The sequence below is a fragment of the Ruegeria sp. AH12 genome (assembly GCF_056541465.1).
The window spans coordinates 319,773-335,984 of record NZ_JBQFYL010000001.1; the positions used below are offsets into that span (position 1 = coordinate 319,773).

The 16,212-nt window shown below is 59.1% G+C and carries 18 protein-coding genes; 9 read left to right on the plus strand and 9 right to left on the minus strand.

Annotated features, from left to right (window positions below):
• Window positions 1-47 precede the first annotated feature (47 nt).
• The 5 genes from ACR0EL_RS01650 to ACR0EL_RS01670 form a co-directional block, all read right to left on the minus strand.
• Entirely contained in the window at window positions 48-1,232 is a 1,185-nt protein-coding gene (locus ACR0EL_RS01650; protein ID WP_480497660.1) for a vWA domain-containing protein, read from the minus strand.
• Between the two features lie 3 nt (window positions 1,233-1,235).
• A complete protein-coding gene (locus ACR0EL_RS01655; RefSeq protein ID WP_480497662.1) occupies window positions 1,236-1,406 on the minus strand; it encodes a hypothetical protein in 171 nt (56 codons plus the stop codon).
• A 7-nt stretch (window positions 1,407-1,413) separates the two neighbouring features.
• Window positions 1,414-2,778: a DUF2927 domain-containing protein gene (locus tag ACR0EL_RS01660; RefSeq protein WP_480498405.1), complete on the minus strand. Its 1,365-nt coding sequence runs from the start codon at window positions 2,776-2,778 to the stop codon at window positions 1,414-1,416.
• Window positions 2,778-3,167: an N-acetyltransferase family protein gene (locus ACR0EL_RS01665; protein WP_480498406.1), complete on the minus strand. Its 390-nt coding sequence runs from the start codon at window positions 3,165-3,167 to the stop codon at window positions 2,778-2,780. The genes ACR0EL_RS01660 and ACR0EL_RS01665 overlap by 1 nt, the downstream gene beginning before the upstream one ends.
• Before the next feature lie 158 nt (window positions 3,168-3,325).
• Complete coding sequence (locus ACR0EL_RS01670) at window positions 3,326-4,171, minus strand: AAA family ATPase (RefSeq protein WP_480497664.1); 846 nt, start codon at window positions 4,169-4,171, stop codon at window positions 3,326-3,328.
• A gap of 378 nt (window positions 4,172-4,549) precedes the next feature.
• Between ACR0EL_RS01670 and dksA the strand changes: the two genes are divergently transcribed.
• Together dksA and ACR0EL_RS01680 are read left to right on the plus strand one after the other, a co-directional pair.
• Complete coding sequence (dksA, locus tag ACR0EL_RS01675; protein WP_170450050.1) at window positions 4,550-4,972, plus strand: RNA polymerase-binding protein DksA; 423 nt, start codon at window positions 4,550-4,552, stop codon at window positions 4,970-4,972.
• 70 nt (window positions 4,973-5,042) lie between these two features.
• Window positions 5,043-6,194, plus strand: coding sequence for an FAD-dependent oxidoreductase (locus ACR0EL_RS01680; RefSeq protein ID WP_480497666.1), 1,152 nt, complete (start codon window positions 5,043-5,045; stop codon window positions 6,192-6,194).
• Between the two features lie 4 nt (window positions 6,195-6,198).
• On the opposite strand, the gene xth is transcribed toward ACR0EL_RS01680, so the two are convergent.
• On the minus strand, window positions 6,199-6,978 hold the full coding sequence (xth, locus tag ACR0EL_RS01685) for an exodeoxyribonuclease III (RefSeq protein ID WP_480497668.1): 780 nt from the start codon (window positions 6,976-6,978) through the stop codon (window positions 6,199-6,201).
• Between the two features lie 281 nt (window positions 6,979-7,259).
• Window positions 7,260-7,583: a HesB/IscA family protein gene (locus ACR0EL_RS01690; RefSeq protein ID WP_170530516.1), complete on the minus strand. Its 324-nt coding sequence runs from the start codon at window positions 7,581-7,583 to the stop codon at window positions 7,260-7,262.
• 76 nt (window positions 7,584-7,659) lie between these two features.
• Here ACR0EL_RS01690 and ACR0EL_RS01695 point away from each other — a divergent pair, with 76 nt between their 5' ends.
• Window positions 7,660-8,802 carry a deoxyguanosinetriphosphate triphosphohydrolase gene (locus ACR0EL_RS01695; protein ID WP_480497670.1) on the plus strand — a complete coding sequence of 381 codons (1,143 nt, stop codon included), beginning with the start codon at window positions 7,660-7,662 and terminating at the stop codon, window positions 8,800-8,802.
• Here ACR0EL_RS01695 and ACR0EL_RS01700 read toward each other — a convergent pair whose 3' ends face one another.
• Window positions 8,803-9,354: a putative pterin-binding protein gene (locus ACR0EL_RS01700; RefSeq protein ID WP_480497672.1), complete on the minus strand. Its 552-nt coding sequence runs from the start codon at window positions 9,352-9,354 to the stop codon at window positions 8,803-8,805.
• A gap of 133 nt (window positions 9,355-9,487) precedes the next feature.
• On the opposite strand from ACR0EL_RS01700, the gene argS reads away from it, so the two are divergent.
• From argS to ACR0EL_RS01730, 6 genes are all read left to right on the plus strand, one after another.
• Window positions 9,488-11,233, plus strand: a complete 1,746-nt coding sequence (gene argS, locus ACR0EL_RS01705; protein ID WP_480497674.1) for an arginine--tRNA ligase — start codon at window positions 9,488-9,490, stop codon at window positions 11,231-11,233.
• 86 nt (window positions 11,234-11,319) lie between these two features.
• Window positions 11,320-12,351 (plus strand): SPOR domain-containing protein, encoded by a 1,032-nt coding sequence (locus tag ACR0EL_RS01710; protein ID WP_480497676.1) that lies wholly within the window; start codon window positions 11,320-11,322, stop codon window positions 12,349-12,351.
• Complete coding sequence (gene nagZ / locus ACR0EL_RS01715) at window positions 12,348-13,355, plus strand: beta-N-acetylhexosaminidase (RefSeq protein ID WP_480497678.1); 1,008 nt, start codon at window positions 12,348-12,350, stop codon at window positions 13,353-13,355. Before ACR0EL_RS01710 ends, nagZ begins: the two co-directional genes overlap by 4 nt.
• Window positions 13,345-14,139: a segregation and condensation protein A gene (locus ACR0EL_RS01720; protein WP_353006715.1), complete on the plus strand. Its 795-nt coding sequence runs from the start codon at window positions 13,345-13,347 to the stop codon at window positions 14,137-14,139. Before nagZ ends, ACR0EL_RS01720 begins: the two co-directional genes overlap by 11 nt.
• Complete coding sequence (gene scpB / locus ACR0EL_RS01725; protein ID WP_480497680.1) at window positions 14,132-14,782, plus strand: SMC-Scp complex subunit ScpB; 651 nt, start codon at window positions 14,132-14,134, stop codon at window positions 14,780-14,782. Before ACR0EL_RS01720 ends, scpB begins: the two co-directional genes overlap by 8 nt.
• 64 nt (window positions 14,783-14,846) lie before the next feature.
• Window positions 14,847-15,074, plus strand: a complete 228-nt coding sequence (locus ACR0EL_RS01730) for a hypothetical protein (protein ID WP_480497682.1) — start codon at window positions 14,847-14,849, stop codon at window positions 15,072-15,074.
• Between the two features lie 3 nt (window positions 15,075-15,077).
• On the opposite strand, the gene ACR0EL_RS01735 is transcribed toward ACR0EL_RS01730, so the two are convergent.
• On the minus strand, window positions 15,078-16,157 hold the full coding sequence (locus ACR0EL_RS01735; protein ID WP_480497684.1) for a 2'-deoxycytidine 5'-triphosphate deaminase: 1,080 nt from the start codon (window positions 16,155-16,157) through the stop codon (window positions 15,078-15,080).
• Between the last annotated feature and the right edge of the window lie 55 nt (window positions 16,158-16,212).

A 16,212-nucleotide genomic window follows, 5' to 3' on the forward strand; every position in this document is an offset into this window, starting at 1 on the left:
ATGCATGTCAGTGAAGGTGGCTTTAGTCTCGAAGCAAATCTTGCGGCCTACCGCGTCAACTCGCGCATGCCTTGTTCCAGGCCGGACAGGGTCATCGGGACCATGCGGTCCTCGAAAATCTCGCGGATCATGCCGATGGAATGGGTGTATTCCCAGTATTTCTCGGGCACCGGGTTGATCCACAGGTTTGACGCCCATTGTTCGCGTGCGCGTTGCAACCAGACCTGACCGGCCTCCTGGTTCCAATGCTCATTGGCGCCGCCGGGATAGGCGATCTCGTAAGGGCTCATCGAGGCGTCGCCGACGAAGATGCATTTGTAGTCGGGGCCGTAGGTGCGCAACACCTCATGTGTGGGCGTCTGCTGGTCCCAGCGGCGGCGATTGTCGCGCCACACGCCCTCATAGAGGCAATTGTGAAAGTAGTAATACTCCAGATGCTTGAACTCGGTTCGTGCGGCGGAAAACAGCTCCTCGACCACTTTGATATGTGGGTCCATTGACCCGCCAACGTCCAGAAACAGCAGAACCTTGACCGCGTTGTGACGTTCGGGCCGGGTCTTGACGTCCAGATAGCCATGTTCCGCCGTGGCGCGGATCGTGCCGTCGAGATCAAGCTCTTCGGCAGCGCCCTCGCGCGCCCAGCGGCGCAGGCGTTTCAGGGCGACCTTGATGTTGCGCGTACCTAGTTCAACTGTGTCATCCAAGTTCTTGAATTCGCGCTTGTCCCAGACTTTCACAGCCCGCTGATGGCGGCTTTCCTTCTGGCCGATCCGCACCCCTTCGGGGTTGTAACCATAGGCCCCGAACGGAGAGGTCCCAGCGGTGCCGATCCATTTATTGCCTCCCTGATGGCGGCCCTGCTGTTCCTTCAGACGCTCACGCAGAGTCTCCATCAGCTTGTCGAACCCACCAAGCGCCTCGATCTCTGCTTTTTCTTCGGCCGACAGGTGCTTTTCGGCCATTTTCTCAAGCCAGTCGGCGGGAATGTCGACCGCCTCCAGAACCTGATCAAAGCTGATCTCGCCCAACCCTTCGAAACTGGCGGAAAAGGCACGGTCGAACTTGTCGATATTGCGCTCATCCTTCACCATCGACACGCGGGCGAGGTAATAGAACGCCTCGACATCATAAGTGGCCAGACCCTTTTTCATCCCCTCCAGAAAGGTCAGATACTCCCGCAGAGAAACGGGTATGCCAGCCTTACGGAGGTTCTCATAAAAGGGCAGGAACATCGGTCAGATCACCAGTCGAACCAGGATCAGCGAAATCACCAGCCCCAGCAAGGCAAAGGCAATGCCATAGACAGCAGCGTACTGAGCTATATCGGCGCCGTTCCCGTTGCGTTTGCGCGCGTTCCAAGCGCCGAGTATCGCACCCAAAACAGCCATTCCCAGGACTACCAGCATGTATTTGTCATCCGCCTATATTGTTACCGGCTGATCTGGTCGCGCGGCTTTCTGCCAGGGATTTCACCACCACATCTGCGCCAAACCCGTATCGCGCCCACCCCAGACTGTCCAGTCTGACGGCGCGTGCCTGCTGAACCTGCCCGGCCTGCATAAGCGCTTCGGATTTCAACAAGAGGAGCGTTGCTAGAAGCGAAGCGTTTTCGGCTCGCGTCATTACATCTATGGCCTTATCCAGATCAGGCAACACGTTAGGGCCTTGATCCTGAGCCAGCGCGAATGAGGCGGTTTGCGCCGTGACATGGGCGCGATGTACCTCGGTTCCCGGCGTAGCATTCAGGAATTGCAGGGCGATCTGATATTGCTGGAGGGCTGCTGCGGGATCGCGGAACTGGATCATGCGCCCCATCAGATAGTGCGGATAGGCACGGCGGTGGTCGGTCCAACCCTGTTGCTGGCCAATCTCTGCGGCCTTCTGCGCAAAGCGGAATTGTCGAGGTGATCCGGGACCGGGGCCAAGCGTTTTGTTGATCGCGTCAATCCACGCGCGCGGTGTTGTCGTGAAGGGTTGAACTGGCAACCTGTCTCCACGCGGGTTCAGGCGGCTCAGCACACCTGGGAGGGCGGCCTCAACCTGTTCGCGCGTCATGCCTGTTTTCAACTCCGGTGCATAGGCCGTCCGCAGGATCAACATGTCAAAGCCGGTCAGAACGGTATGGATATTGTCGTCGTTGAACACGGAATCGGGCAGGTGATACAGGTCGTTCAGCGGCCCTAGCGCTTGCGCCAGTTCCTCGTGCAGGCAATCGCGCATTTCCTGCGGGCTGACGTCATAAGGGATGAATATGCCCAGGCGTTCCCGCTGTCGCAGTTCGGTCCAGCTACTTTTGGCCTTGCGACGATCCCGGCGGTATTCTTCCAGGCTGGAGGAATTAGGCACCACAAAGCACGCAGCATTCGGCAGGATACGGTGAATGTCACGCTGGCTGACGGCCTCGATGGTGATACTGGCCTGACCTTCGGAAACTTGCCGGATATCGATCCCCGCTTCACGCCGCAAACGGGTCAATAATCGGGCAAGATCGCTCTGCATGCTGGGGGTGGGCTTGCCCGTCAGCCGCACCGTGACCGGGGTTTCAAATCGGGTGAAAACGGGCAGCTGTGTGCCACTTTCCAGGGCAAAGTGCAGGTCTAAGAAATCAGCGGCTATGTTTTTGTTGGACCTGGCCGGAGGGGTAGGCCGTGACGTCGTAAAGCTGTTGGCCGGGGGCAGGGCCTGTTCAATAGTCGTCACATTGCCCGGCAGTTCAATCCGCTCGACCGATGCGCAGGCCGAGAGGAGACATACCGCGGCAAGGGCGCCCCATCGCATCATGAGCGGTTGTACTTGATAAAGGGCGTCAGCGTGCCGATCCGGTCATAGAGCTGGCGTGCTGTCTGGTTGTGATCCTGTGTCAGCCAATAGACCGCTGGCGCGCCCTGCCGGTCGGCCTCGTCATACACCGCTTGGATCAACGCGCGCCCTACACCGGTCCCGCGCGCCTCGGGGCGGGCATAGAGGTCTTGCAGGTAGCAGACCCGCTCCACTTTCCAAGCGTGACGGTGAAACAGATAGTGCGTTAACCCAACCAACGCGCCGTTCTGTTCGGCAACGAAACCGGAAAAATCCTGCGGATCGTCCCCAAGCAAACGTGCAAACGTCGATTCATAAATCTCATCAGGCAGGGTGGTTTCATAGAAGGCCAGATAGGCCTGCCACATCTCGGCCCATTGATCTTTGTCCGCAGCCCGCAAGGGGCGAATTTCTAGTGCGTTGGCCAAGCGATACGTCCCTATTGATAAACTGAGCCCCGATTGCCCGATGCTGACATCCGCCCCGCCCCAAGGCAAGCCGCGTTCACGACCTATTCAACAGCAGGCTAACGCTTGCTGCGCGCCATAAAGGCCAGCCGCTCGAACAGATGCACGTCCTGTTCGTTCTTCAGCAACGCCCCATGAAGCTTGGGTAACGCGTTTGCCCCGTCGCGCTTCAAATCCTCGGGTGTCAGGTCCTCGGCCAACAGCAATTTCAGCCAATCCAATACCTCTGAGGTTGAGGGTTTCTTTTTTAAGCCTTGAGTTTCGCGGATTTCGTAGAATTGGGTCAGGGCCGTAGTCAGCAGAGCGTCCTTAATCCCGGGATGATGCACTTCGACGATCCGGCGCATCGTCGCCTCATCCGGGAAGCGGATATAGTGGAAGAAACAGCGGCGCAGGAAGGCGTCGGGCAGTTCTTTTTCGTTGTTCGACGTGATGATGACGATAGGGCGATGCTTGGCCCGGATCGTTTCACCGGTTTCGTACACGTGGAACTCCATCTTATCGAGCTCTTGCAAAAGGTCGTTGGGAAACTCGATATCGGCCTTGTCGATCTCATCGATCAACAGCACGACCTTTTCGTCGGCGTCAAAGGCCTGCCACAGCTTACCCTTGCGGATATAGTTCGAAACATCATGCACACGCTCATCGCCCAACTGGCTGTCGCGTAACCGGCTGACGGCATCATATTCGTACAGGCCCTGCTGTGCGCGGGTGGTGGATTTCACATTCCACTCGATCATCGTCAGGCCCAAAGCACCTGCCACCTGTTTGGCAAGCTCGGTCTTGCCGGTGCCGGGTTCACCCTTGACCAGCAAGGGGCGTTCCAGCGTCACGGCCGCGTTTACGGCGATGGTCAGGTCATCAGTGGCAACATATTCGGCTGTGCCTTGGAAACGTGCAGTCATGGGCCCCTCAAGCTCTTGCGCGCGGCTGCGCGTGGTGCAATCCCGGTTACAGAGAGCCAGTGATTTTGACAACCCGGGTCGCTGCGTCGACTCAACCGCAATTTGCCGTGCAAACGCCATCGCCTAACGCGATTCGCGGCGATTTTTCTGCTTCACTGATTGTGAACTGCCACAAAATCACCCTTAGAAATTCACCGAAAAACGCGTTTTTTCCGTTTCAAGTATCACATTTAGACCAGTCAGGCGTTGGGCGCGCCTGACCTAAGTTTGTGTAGTGACAATCCCGTGCCCGTCGGATAAACGCTGCGCAGAAGGGGGTGCCAAATGTCAGGTGATACAACCGCGACCGACGTTTCTGGCCATACCGAGGGAGCAGATATGAAGCAGGAAGTTTTTCTGCCGGATGATTACCGCCCGGCCGAAGATGAGCCTTTCATGAATGATCGTCAGCTTGAGTATTTTCGACGCAAGCTGCTGGATTGGAAGACAGAGTTACTTGCAGGCAGCCGCGACACGATCGAAGGGCTGCAGGACAATACCCGAAACATTCCCGATGTCGCTGATCGCGCAAGCGAAGAGACCGACCGCGCGCTGGAACTGCGCACGCGGGATCGCCAGCGCAAGCTGGTCGCCAAGATCGACTCGGCCCTGCGCCGCATCGACGAGGGCGAATACGGGTATTGCGAAAAGACTGGTGATCCGATCTCGTTGAAGCGTCTGGATGCGCGACCCATCGCGACCATGACACTGGAAGCGCAAGAGCGCCACGAGCGCCGCGAGAAGGTTCACCGCGACGATTGATCGCTGAAAATCGCAAAAAATCGGAACGCCGGGGCCTGTCGCCTCGGCGTTTTTGCGTTAAGCCCTAGGGATGAAACTCGACGGGCTGAAATTCTGCGTTGTGGGCGGTGGCATAGGTGGACTTGCCGCCGCGCTTGCCTTGCAGCAACGCGGGGCGCGGGTAACCGTATTCGAGCAGGCCGCCGCCCTGACTGAAGTGGGTGCGGGTTTGCAGATCAGCCCAAACGGGATGTGTGTACTGCGCGCATTGGATGTCGTGTCCGATACACCGGCGTTGGGCCAAAGGTCCTACGGAACCGTGCTGCGTGACTATCGCAACGGTCGAGTGATCAGCCGTCTGCCGGGTCCGAAGGCTGGGCCGACATATTACTATCATCGTGCTGATCTTTTGGACTTGTTGCATGAGGCGGCGCAAACCGCCGGGGTAGATATCCGTTTGGGCGCATGTGTTGCTGAGTTGCGCAAACACCCGACCGAGGTTGAACTTGTTTTTGAAAGCGGCGCGCATCTGCGGGCCGATTGCGTCATCGCTGCCGATGGCGGGCGCAGTACCCTCCGGTCCAGCTTGAACGGGTCTGAGACACCCGTATTCACTCATCAGATCGCTTGGCGCGCGACGATTCCATTGCAGGAGGCTGAGGCCGAACCGCGCGCCGCACTCACCATGGGTCCATGCCGCCATGTGGTGACCTATCCGCTACGTGACCAGAGTCTGATGAATATTGTTGCCATCGAAGAACGGTCGGATTGGCAGGAGGAAGGCTGGCGTAAACAGGGCGATCCGGATGATCTGCGCGCCCGCTTTGCGGATTTCGGAGGCGAAGTGCGCGACATATTGGCCGACGTGGAAGAAGCACATCTTTGGGCGCTTTTCCTGCGGCCTGTTGCGCGAACATGGCAGGATGGCCGCATGGCTTTGTTGGGCGATGCCGCGCATCCAACACTACCCTTCATGGCGCAAGGGGCATGCCTGGCGCTGGAAGACGCCTGGGTTTTGGCCCGGTGCTTTGACGACCACTCAGAGATGAGCAGCGCTCTGGCAGCTTATGAGGCGGCGCGTCTTCCGCGCGCAGAGCGCGTTGTTGCAGCTGCTGCCGCAAATGCCCGCAATTTTCACCCGCAAGGCCCCAAAAGGATCGCGGCGCAGCTTGTGCTCTCAGTGATCGGCCCACATCTGTCGCGCCGCTATGAGTGGATCTACGGCCACGATGTGACGGCCTGACCAGTCAGATATCCAGATCCACCAAGACCGGCACATGATCTGATGGCTTCTCATGCCCGCGAATTTCGGCATCGATCCGGCAATCCCGCATCAGATCAGCGGCTTGCGGCGTCAGCAGGAAGTGATCGATCCGGATGCCGTCATTTCGGTTCCAAGCACCAGCTTGGTAGTCCCAAAATGAATAATGTCCGGGACCTTGCGTGCGGGCGCGAAAAGCTTCGGTAAATCCAAGATTCAGGATTTTGCGAAACGCCGCGCGGCTTTCGGGGCGAAACAGCGCATCCTCGCGCCAAGCGTCGGGGCGTTTGGCGTCCTCGTCCTGCGGGATGATATTGTAGTCGCCCGTCATCAATGCGGGCTCCTCGCTTGCAATAAGGTCTTTGGCGCGCGCATAGAGACGCTCCATCCAGGCCAGCTTATAGTCGTATTTTGGCCCGGGCACTGGATTTCCATTCGGCAGGTAGAGCCCACAAATCCGGATGGCCTGCTTGCCGACAACGGTGGCCTCGATCCAGCGCGCCTGTTCGTCCTCGTCATCGCCGGGCAAGCCGCGCGAGACGTCCTCGAGCGGTAGCTTGGATAGAATGGCAACGCCATTAAAGCTTTTTTGGCCATGGGTTTCGACGTTGTACCCTCGGTCTTCAAACATCTCGCGCGGGAAGTTTTCGTCGACGGATTTGATCTCTTGCAACAGAACCACATCGGGCTGCGCGTCATCCAGCCAGCGGGGCAGGGCCTCGGCCCGTGCTTTGATGCCGTTGATGTTGAACGTGGCGATTTTCATGCGCGGTCCTCCGATGCCTCAGGGCAACCTATCGCGCAGAACTGGCCCAACGGCAAGGTGGAGGCAGGGTTGCGAGGCTCTGCCTCGCGCTCCGAGGTATTTTTGGCCAGATGAAGAAACGGATTATTAACCATGATCTCTCAAAGTTCCTGAGCGGTACAGGCGGAGGCGCCGATGGCCGCGCCAGGTGAAGCTCTCCGATGGATATATCGGAGAGCGGATCTCTGCTTCATCTGGCGGGAAATACCTTGGGGGTGTGGGGGCAAAGCCCCCACGTGGCGTTACATCGAAAACGAGGTGCCACAGCCGCAGGAAGACGTGGCGTTTGGGTTTTCGATCACAAACCGCGCGCCAATCAGTTCCTGGGTGAAATCGATGACAGCATTTTCCAAAAATGGCAGAGATATCGAGTCGACGATGACTTTTTGCCCTTTGCCTTCCAGCACCAGATCGTCCTCTTTTGGCTGGTCCAGCGCAATTTCGTATTGAAAACCGGAACATCCGCCGCCTTCCACTGCGACGCGCAAAGCTTGCCCCTGATCCGCCGCGCCGATTTCGGCGAGCCGCTCAAAGGCGCGTTCAGTCACTGTTGGGGGCAGATTCATGCCAGACTCCAAAGGTTTATTTCCTTCTCGCGCTGCAATATATGCAACCAAAGGACGGGCGACAAGGACAAGACCTTTGAACAGAGCGGGTTTTGCCTCGGATCCAGGCCGCGCCAGGGGGCGGCTTGTGCCAGAGGAAGAAAGCAGTTTCCGATCGTGCTTTCAGCGGGATCGGGACAGGATCATTCATGCCAGCGCCTTTCGGCGGCTGAAACACAAGACGCAGGTCTTTGTCGAACATGAAGGTGATAGCTATCGCACCAGGTTGACGCATTCCATCGAGGTCGCTCAGGTGGCGCGTACGATTGCCGGCGCGCTTGGCCTCAACCCGGAACTGACCGAGGCGGTGGCATTGGCGCATGATCTGGGCCATACCCCGTTTGGGCATACCGGTGAAGACGCCCTGCACGCATTGATGCAACCCTATGGCGGTTTTGACCATAACGCACAGGCCATTCGGATCGTGACCCGGCTGGAGCGGCATTATGCTCAATTTGACGGCTGCAATCTGACCTGGGAATGTCTGGAAGGCATTGCCAAACACAACGGGCCGGTTGTCGGAGAGCTTCCGTGGGCCTTGGCAGAATGCAATGCCGGTTTCGATCTGGAACTGTACACTCATGCGAGCGCCGAGGCGCAGGTTGCTGCATTGTCAGACGACATTGCCTATAACAATCATGATCTGCTGGATGGCTTACGTGCTGATCTGTTCACGGATGAGGACATTCAGCAATTGCCTATCGTGGGGGATTGTTATGCTGAGGTGGATCGCAAATATCCGGGTCTGGACCCATATCGCCGCAGGCACGAGGCGTTGCGGCGGGTGTTTGGGGTGATGGTCTCGGATGTGATCGACACCTCGCGGGACCTGATCGACCAGTCTGGGGCGCAGAGCGTTGAAGATATTCGCCATCTCAGCCATCCGGTGGTCCAGTTTTCAGCTGCGCTTTGGGCACAACTGAAAGAGATCCGCGCCTTCCTGTTTGCGCGCATGTATCGCGCGCCCAGCGTGATGCAGGTTCGGGCCGAGGTCAGCGCGGTTGTTGAGGAACTGTTTCCGATTTACCTCAATGACCCCAAACAGATGCCTGTGCGCTGGCATGGGGATATCGAGGCTGCGGAGGATGAAACTGCACTGGCCCGGATCGTTTCAGACTATATCGCCGGGATGACGGATCGGTTCGCGCTGCAGGATCACGCCCGGCTGACCGGGCGTTGATTATTCAACCTCGATGTAAGCCAGCGCCCAGACCTGCTGCCCGGCTTGCTCTTGCGCCAGTTCTTCATCATCTGTCGGACGGAACACGATCATCGTTGGGCCGTAGCCGCCGATCCCCATCGGGAACCCATCGGCATGCGTGGCCAAGATGGGTTGATGTGACGTGATGCTGTCCCACGAAATCTCCGACTGATAGCCGTCCATGGCCATGGGTTTTGCGGTTTTGCCGGCAGCGCCCGCCAATGTCATAACATCTGCCAACAAAGGTCCGGAAAAAACGATCTCTCGCTGATTGCCTTCGGGGCCATAGGGGATCGTGATCTCGACCTGCTTCATGCTGTCCAGTGTCACCGCGTCGAACCCGGCGGCGCCATCGTGCTGAACATCTAGAAAGCCCAGTAGACCGCCGTCATTCTCGCCACGGGCTGGCAGATTGGTTTCGGTCACCGCGCCACCAAGCGTCAGTAAGACGTGACCGGTGGGGGAGGGCATCTCAGCCACCGCAGGCAGTGAGGTTGTCAGCAGCAGGGCAAGGGGCAAGGCAAGGCGCATAAGGTAGTCTCCGGTTGGTCAGGCCCTATCGAGATTAGCGGGCTCTGGTTTGAAGCCAAGCGCAAACTTGCGCGATCCATTGACCTTGACGCTTTGCGTGGTAAACCGCCCGGCAAGCAAAAGGACATCCGTAATGAACCTGTTTTCCGAGATCCGTGCCCTGGTACTGGACGCGCTGGCGCAGATGCAGTCCGAAGGCGCGCTGCCCGAGGGGTTGAGCTTTGACAACGTGGCGGTCGAGCCTCCGCGCGATGCGGCGCATGGCGATATGGCGACCAATGCGGCGATGGTGCTGGCAAAGCCCGCCAAGATGAAGCCGCGCGACATTGCGGATACTTTGGCGGTCAAGCTGGCCGCTGATGACCGGATCACCAGCGCCGAGGTTGCAGGGCCGGGGTTCCTAAACCTGCGTCTGGCCGCGACGGTCTGGCAGGGTGTTCTTGCGCGCGTGTTGGAGATGGGAACGGACTATGGCCGCTCGACCATGGGACAGGGGCAGAAGGTCAACGTGGAATATGTCTCCGCCAACCCGACCGGGCCGCTGCATGTGGGCCATACGCGGGGCGCGGTGATCGGGGATGCTCTGGCGAGCTTGCTGGACTATTCCGGCCATGATGTGACGCGCGAATACTATATCAACGATGGCGGAGCGCAGGTTGACGTGCTCGCTCGGTCCGCCTACGAGCGGTATCGCGAAGCCAACGGTCTGAGCCCCGAGATTGCTGAGGGCCTCTATCCTGGTGACTATCTGATCCCAATCGGCGAGGCGCTGAAAGAGAAATACGGCGACAGCCTGATCGACAAGCCCGAGAGCGAATGGCTGGAAGAGCTTCGCAACTTCGCCACTGACGCTATGATGGATCTGATCCGTGTCGACCTGAAGGCGCTGGGCGTTGAGATGGACGTGTTCTTCTCGGAGAAATCCCTTTATGGCACGGGCCGGATTGAGGCGGCTTTGCAGTCGCTGACCGACAAGGGTCTGATCTATGAAGGCGTTCTCGAGCCACCCAAAGGCAAGAAGCCTGAGGATTGGGAACCGCGCGAGCAGACACTGTTCAAATCGACCGAACATGGCGATGACGTCGACCGCCCGGTGAAGAAATCGGATGGCGCCTGGACCTATTTCGCACCGGATATCGCCTATCACTATGACAAGGTCAGCCGTGGTTTTGACGCGCTGATCGACGTGTTTGGCGCGGACCATGGTGGCTATGTCAAACGGATGAAGGCCGCCGTTTCGGCACTGTCTGACGGTAAGGTGCCGCTGGATATCAAGCTGACCCAGTTGGTGAAGCTGTGGAAGAATGGCGAACCATTCAAGATGTCCAAACGGGCCGGGAACTTTGTCACCTTGCGAGACGTGGTCGATCAGGTCGGCCCTGATGTGACCCGGTTCGTGATGCTGACCCGCAAGAACGACGCGCCGCTGGATTTCGATTTCGACAAGGTATTGGAACAAAGCCGCGAGAACCCCGTGTTCTACGTGCAATACGCCCATGCCCGGGTCATGAGCGTGCTGCGTCGCGCAGCCGAGGCCGGGATTGCCGCTGATGATGCGGCGCTGTCGAACGCGGATCTTAGCAAAAACGATCACGCCTCCGAGTTAACGGTTGCCAAGAAACTGGCGGAATGGCCGCGGCTGGTCGAGATTGCTGCGCGGACCAATGAACCGCACCGGGTTGCCTTCTATCTCTATGAATTGGCTGGGGATTTTCATGCTCTGTGGAACAAGGGCAATGACGAAACCCAGCTGCGTTTCATTCAGGATGGCGATGTTGCCACAAGCCAGTCGAAAATCGCATTGGCCCGTGCCGTTTCTGTTGTGATTTCAGCAGGCTTGGGTATTCTTGGCGTTACTCCGGCGCAGGAGATGCGGTAATCAATACCGCCCGAACCGCCGGTCTGAGGCAGACAAGAAATGACCCGCGCGCTTTGATTTCAGGCGCAATCGGGCGGTGAGGCAAAATGGCGAGTTACGATTACTCGGGGCATCACGACCCCGAGCATATGCATTACCCGAATCAATCACAGGCTCAGGATGTCTATCCCGAGGATGAAGCACGCGGCACCGTAGGGCTCGCGCGGATGGTGAATGTTCTGGGGGCGGTGGCCTCTTTGGCGTTGGTTGCCGGTGTTGGTGTCTGGAGCTACAAGCTGGTGATGCGCGATGTCAGCGGTGTACCAGTTGTGCGGGCCGCCGAAGGTCCGATGCGCATCCAACCTGAAAATCCCGGCGGGCGGCCTGCCGATCATCAGGGGCTGGCGGTGAACGCCGTGGCTGCCGAAGGTACGGCTGCTGCCCCTGCGGATCGTCTGATCCTTGCACCGCGTCCGGTGTCGTTGACGGATGAGGACCTGCCGGCAGGCGAATTGCAGCCCACTCCGGCGTTGCATGTGGTGGAAGAACCGATCTCAAACCAAGAGGCTGCGGCGCTGCGGCAGAACGCGGTTGATGCTCTGGTGGCGGAACTGGCAGGCGAGGCGGCGCGTGCCGATCAAGAGGCTGCACCAGGTGTGCAGGTTGCATCCCTTGCCGCGCCCGAGGAAGAACCCGCCATCGACCCGGCCGATCTGGCAGCTGCACTGCCGGACCCGGCGATTGCGGAACTGCCCGGCGTGCGCCGGTCACTGCGTCCGCATACGCGCCCGGCGCGCCGCGCGCTTGCTGTCGATACCTCCGAGGCGTCGATAAATGCAGCAGTGAAGGCGGCTGTTGGATTGGATATCGACCCCGATACACTCAGCAAAGGAACCCGGCTGGCCCAGCTGGGTGCATTTGAAAGCCCGGATGTGGCAAAGGCCGAATGGGTGCGCCTGAGCGGCCAATTCGGCGAGTATATGGATGGAAAACAGCGTGTTATCCAGAAAACCTCAAGCGGAGGGCGCACCTTCTATCGGCTGCGCGTGCTGGGGTTCGAGGATCTGAGCGATTCTCGTCAGTTCTGTGCCGCACTCGTTGCACAAGGTGCTGACTGTATCCCGGTCGCCGTCCGGTGACATTTGGCGCCGCGATCACCGATGCTGAGGGACTGCGGCTAACCGACGACGAACGGGCCCTGTTCCGCGAGATGAACCCGTTTGGGTTCATCCTGTTTGCCCGCAATATCGACAGCGCCGATCAGGTCCGGGCTTTATGCGATGATTTCCGCGAGGCGGTCGGACGTAATTGCCCGATCACCATCGATCAGGAGGGCGGGCGCGTGCAGCGTCTGCGCGCGCCTCTGGCCCGCGAGTGGACGCCTCCGCTGGATCATACAGAGCGGGCCGGAGAACAGGCTGAGCGGGCCATGTATTTGCGCTATCGCCTGATTTCGCATGAGCTGTTCGAGCTCGGGATCGATAGCAACTGCGCACCCACATTGGATCTGGCTAGGGTTGAGACCCATGCGTTTCTGCGCAACCGGTGTTACAGCGAAGACGCGGACACCATCGGCAAGATCGGACGTGCCGTGGCGCAGGCCCATCTGGACGGCGGTGTACTGCCTGTGGTCAAACACATGCCGGGTCACGGACGTGCAACGCTGGACACTCATTTTGAGTTGCCTCTGGTCGATCTGCCCTTGGAGGAGCTGAAAGAGACTGATTTCGCACCGTTTCGCGCGTTAAACGATCTGCCGATGGGCATGACCGCGCATTTGGTGTTCGGGCAGATCGACTCTCACCCGGCGACCATCTCGGCCGAAATGATGACGGTGATCCGAGATGTCATTGGCTTTGAGGGCCTGATCATGACCGACGATATCTCGATGAAGGCGCTGAGCGGCTCGGCGGCCGAGCTCTCGCGTCAGGCGATCGAGGCCGGGTGCGACGTGGTTTTGCACTGCAATGCCAGCTTGATGGAACGCGCCGAGGTGCTTAAGGCCGCCGGTCAGATGACCGATCTTGCTCAGGCCCGCGCTGAACGGGCTTTGGCGATGCGCAAACCCCCGCAGGAACTTGACATCGAGGCCACCGAAGCGGAACTATCTGCCCTAATGGGCGGGCAGGTATATGAACGATAACCTTTTCAGCGAAGACCCGGTCTCGGTCGCCGATCGGCTGGCCGCCGAGGCGTTGATCGTTGATGTCGACGGGTTTGAGGGCCCGCTGGACGTGCTGCTGACCCTGTCGCGTACGCAAAAGGTGGATCTGCGCAAAATCTCGGTTCTGGCACTGGCGCAGCAATATCTGGCTTTCGTAGAAAAAGCCCGCGCGCTGCGGATCGAACTTGCGGCGGATTATCTGGTCATGGCCGCATGGTTGGCCTTCCTGAAATCGCGCCTGTTGCTGCCGCCCGACCCGGATGACGAAGGCCCCTCGGGCGAGGAACTGGCCGCGCATCTGGCGTTCCAGCTGGAACGCTTGCAAGCCATGCGAGATGCTGCCGCACGTCTGATGGCACGAGACCAATTGGGGCGTGATTTCTTCAAGCGCGGGCAGGGCGAGGACGTCACCCGCATCCGTACGGTGACCTATTCCGCGACGCTGCTGGACCTGATGCAGGGCTATGCCCGTATCCGCACACGCGATGAGTTCCGGCCTTTTGTGATGGACCGTGATGCGGTGTTCACCATGGAACAGGCGCTGGAACGGATGCGCCCACTGATCGGGTTTGCCGGGACCTGGACCGATATGGAGACCTACCTGCCGGACGGATGGGAGGCTGATCCAGTTCGCCGCCGCTCAGCCACGGCGGCGACCTTTGCGGCCTCGCTGGAGCTGGTGAAAGAAGGACATATGGAAATGAAGCAAAGCGAGACCTTTGCTCCGATCCAATTGCGCAAGAGGACTGAAACACGTGACTGACACACCCGAACAGACCGGCACCCTGTTTGAAGCGCCCCCGCTGGCCGAACAGGAACGCATGGTCGAAGCTGTGCTGTTTGCCAGCGCCGCACCAGTGACGGTTGCCGATCTCGAAGCGCGGATGCCGCATGGCAGCGATGCGGCGCAAGCGGTTGAATTGCTTCAGAAACGCTATGAAGGGCGCGGAGTGCGCGTGGTCAAGGTGGGTGAGGCCTGGGCGATCCGCACGGCCCCTGACCTTGGGTTCCTGATGCAGAAAGAAACGGTTGAGACACGCAAGCTGAGCCGCGCTGCGATCGAGACGCTGGCCATCGTGGCCTATCACCAGCCCTGCACTCGGGCCGAGATCGAAGAGATTCGCGGGGTTTCTGTGTCACGCGGGACGATTGATCAACTGCTGGAAATGGAGTGGATTCGTCTGGGCCGTCGACGCATGACACCGGGTCGTCCAGTAACCTTTGTGGTGACCCCAGAGTTTCTGGATCATTTCGGGTTGGAAAACGCCCGCGATCTGCCGGGCCTCAAGGAATTGCGCGCCGCCGGGCTGCTGGAAAACCGCCCGCCACCGGGTGCCATGCCGTTGGGCGAGGGGCAGGATGAGGCCGAAGACGAGGATCAAACCGAGCTGTTCGAGGAAGAGTGATCAGCTGGCCCTTTTGTTGCCGCAGATGAACGCTATCTTGAGGCATAGGAAACGGAGTTGAGCAATGAACGCCAATCGGATCATCGACATGATCGTGCGACAGGTCATGCGCCGCCTAGTGAACAAAGGGATCGACAAGGGCATTGATATGGCCAGCCGTCGGGGTGGGAATCCGGATCAGGCACCCTCGGACGCGGGTACGCAGAAGAAAACTGGCGCGCCGCGTCACGGGCAAAACCTAAGACAAGCGCATCGGGTAACACGCCAGATGCGCCGGTTCATGAAGTTCTGAAGCTTAATCTATGGCCTTGAAATGCTTGGACAGTTTCAGGCCCTGTCCCTGATAGTTCGACGCGATGCCAGCGCCGTATAGCTGCGTGGGCATCTCGGCCATTTTCTCATAGACCAATCGCCCGACGACCTGCCCGTGTTCCAGCACGAAGGGCGCCTCGTGGCAGCGAACCTCAAGCACGCCGCGCGATCCGGCACCACCAGCCTCGGCATGGCCGAAACCGGGATCGAAGAAGCCTGCATAGTGCACACGGAACTCTCCGACCATAGCCAGATAGGGGGCCATCTCGGCGGCATACATCGGTGGGATATGCACTGCTTCGCGGCTGACAAGGATGTAAAAGGCACCGGGATCGAGGATGATACGCCCATCCTTTGTGCGCACCTCTTCCCAGTATTCCTGCGGGTCGTATTCGCCGATCCGGTCCAAATCGATAACGCCCGTATGCGGCTTGGCACGATAGCCGACCAGATCAGTATCCGGCAGTTGCAGATCGACCGAAAAACCCAGCCCATCTTGGATGACAGCAGGGCCATCCACCAGTGGCGATTCAGCATGCAGATCGTTCAGTTCGGCGTCGGTTAGAACCGCCTGACCCTGACGGAACCGGATCTGGTTCAGACGCATGCCTGGGCGGACCAGAACCGAGAAGGAGCGAGGGCAAATCTCGGCATAAAGTGGCCCGGTATAACCTGCCGGAATACGGTCAAACTCGGTCCCGCCATCGGTGATGGTGCGGGTTAGCAGGTCCAGCCGCCCGGTCGAGCTTTTGGCATTGGCCACGGCGCTGGTATGGCCGGGCAAGTCCAGTGCTTCCATCAGCGGCACCAGATAGACGCAGCCTTTTTCCAGAACGGCCCCGTCGGTGATGTCGATCCGGTGCATCTCGAACTCGGTCAGTCGGTCAGCGACGGATCGGGTTTCACCAGCTAAAAAGGATGCGCGAACCCGGTAAGCCACTGTTCCCAAACGTAGATCAAGGCTGGCTGGCTGCACCTGAGCAGGGATGACATCGGGTGTGGCAGTGATCTCACCGCGCGCGATCATCGCTTCGATCTGTTGGTTTGGGCATACACCTGTCATTCCGATCCCCCCTGATGCCAGAGCGGGATCTGGCCAATGTGCCACAAACGTCGGT

Excerpts from the sequence above, each read along its gene's own strand:
- ACR0EL_RS01730 (WP_480497682.1), top strand. The coding sequence starts at position 14,847 with ATGAACGCCAATCGGATCATCGACATGATCGTGCGACAGGTCATGCGC.
- ACR0EL_RS01720 (WP_353006715.1), top strand. The coding sequence starts at position 13,345 with ATGAACGATAACCTTTTCAGCGAAGACCCGGTCTCGGTCGCCGATCGG.
- ACR0EL_RS01650 (WP_480497660.1), bottom strand. The coding sequence starts at position 1,232 with ATGTTCCTGCCCTTTTATGAGAACCTCCGTAAGGCTGGCATACCCGTT.
- ACR0EL_RS01735 (WP_480497684.1), bottom strand. The coding sequence starts at position 16,157 with ATGACAGGTGTATGCCCAAACCAACAGATCGAAGCGATGATCGCGCGC.
- ACR0EL_RS01670 (WP_480497664.1), bottom strand. The coding sequence starts at position 4,171 with ATGACTGCACGTTTCCAAGGCACAGCCGAATATGTTGCCACTGATGAC.
- ACR0EL_RS01680 (WP_480497666.1), top strand. The coding sequence starts at position 5,043 with ATGAAACTCGACGGGCTGAAATTCTGCGTTGTGGGCGGTGGCATAGGT.
- xth (WP_480497668.1), bottom strand. The coding sequence starts at position 6,978 with ATGAAAATCGCCACGTTCAACATCAACGGCATCAAAGCACGGGCCGAG.
- ACR0EL_RS01655 (WP_480497662.1), bottom strand. The coding sequence starts at position 1,406 with ATGCTGGTAGTCCTGGGAATGGCTGTTTTGGGTGCGATACTCGGCGCT.
- dksA (WP_170450050.1), top strand. The coding sequence starts at position 4,550 with ATGAAGCAGGAAGTTTTTCTGCCGGATGATTACCGCCCGGCCGAAGAT.
- ACR0EL_RS01690 (WP_170530516.1), bottom strand. The coding sequence starts at position 7,583 with ATGAATCTGCCCCCAACAGTGACTGAACGCGCCTTTGAGCGGCTCGCC.
- ACR0EL_RS01700 (WP_480497672.1), bottom strand. The coding sequence starts at position 9,354 with ATGCGCCTTGCCTTGCCCCTTGCCCTGCTGCTGACAACCTCACTGCCT.
- argS (WP_480497674.1), top strand. The coding sequence starts at position 9,488 with ATGAACCTGTTTTCCGAGATCCGTGCCCTGGTACTGGACGCGCTGGCG.
- ACR0EL_RS01665 (WP_480498406.1), bottom strand. The coding sequence starts at position 3,167 with ATGTGGCAGGCCTATCTGGCCTTCTATGAAACCACCCTGCCTGATGAG.
- ACR0EL_RS01710 (WP_480497676.1), top strand. The coding sequence starts at position 11,320 with ATGGCGAGTTACGATTACTCGGGGCATCACGACCCCGAGCATATGCAT.
- ACR0EL_RS01660 (WP_480498405.1), bottom strand. The coding sequence starts at position 2,778 with ATGCGATGGGGCGCCCTTGCCGCGGTATGTCTCCTCTCGGCCTGCGCA.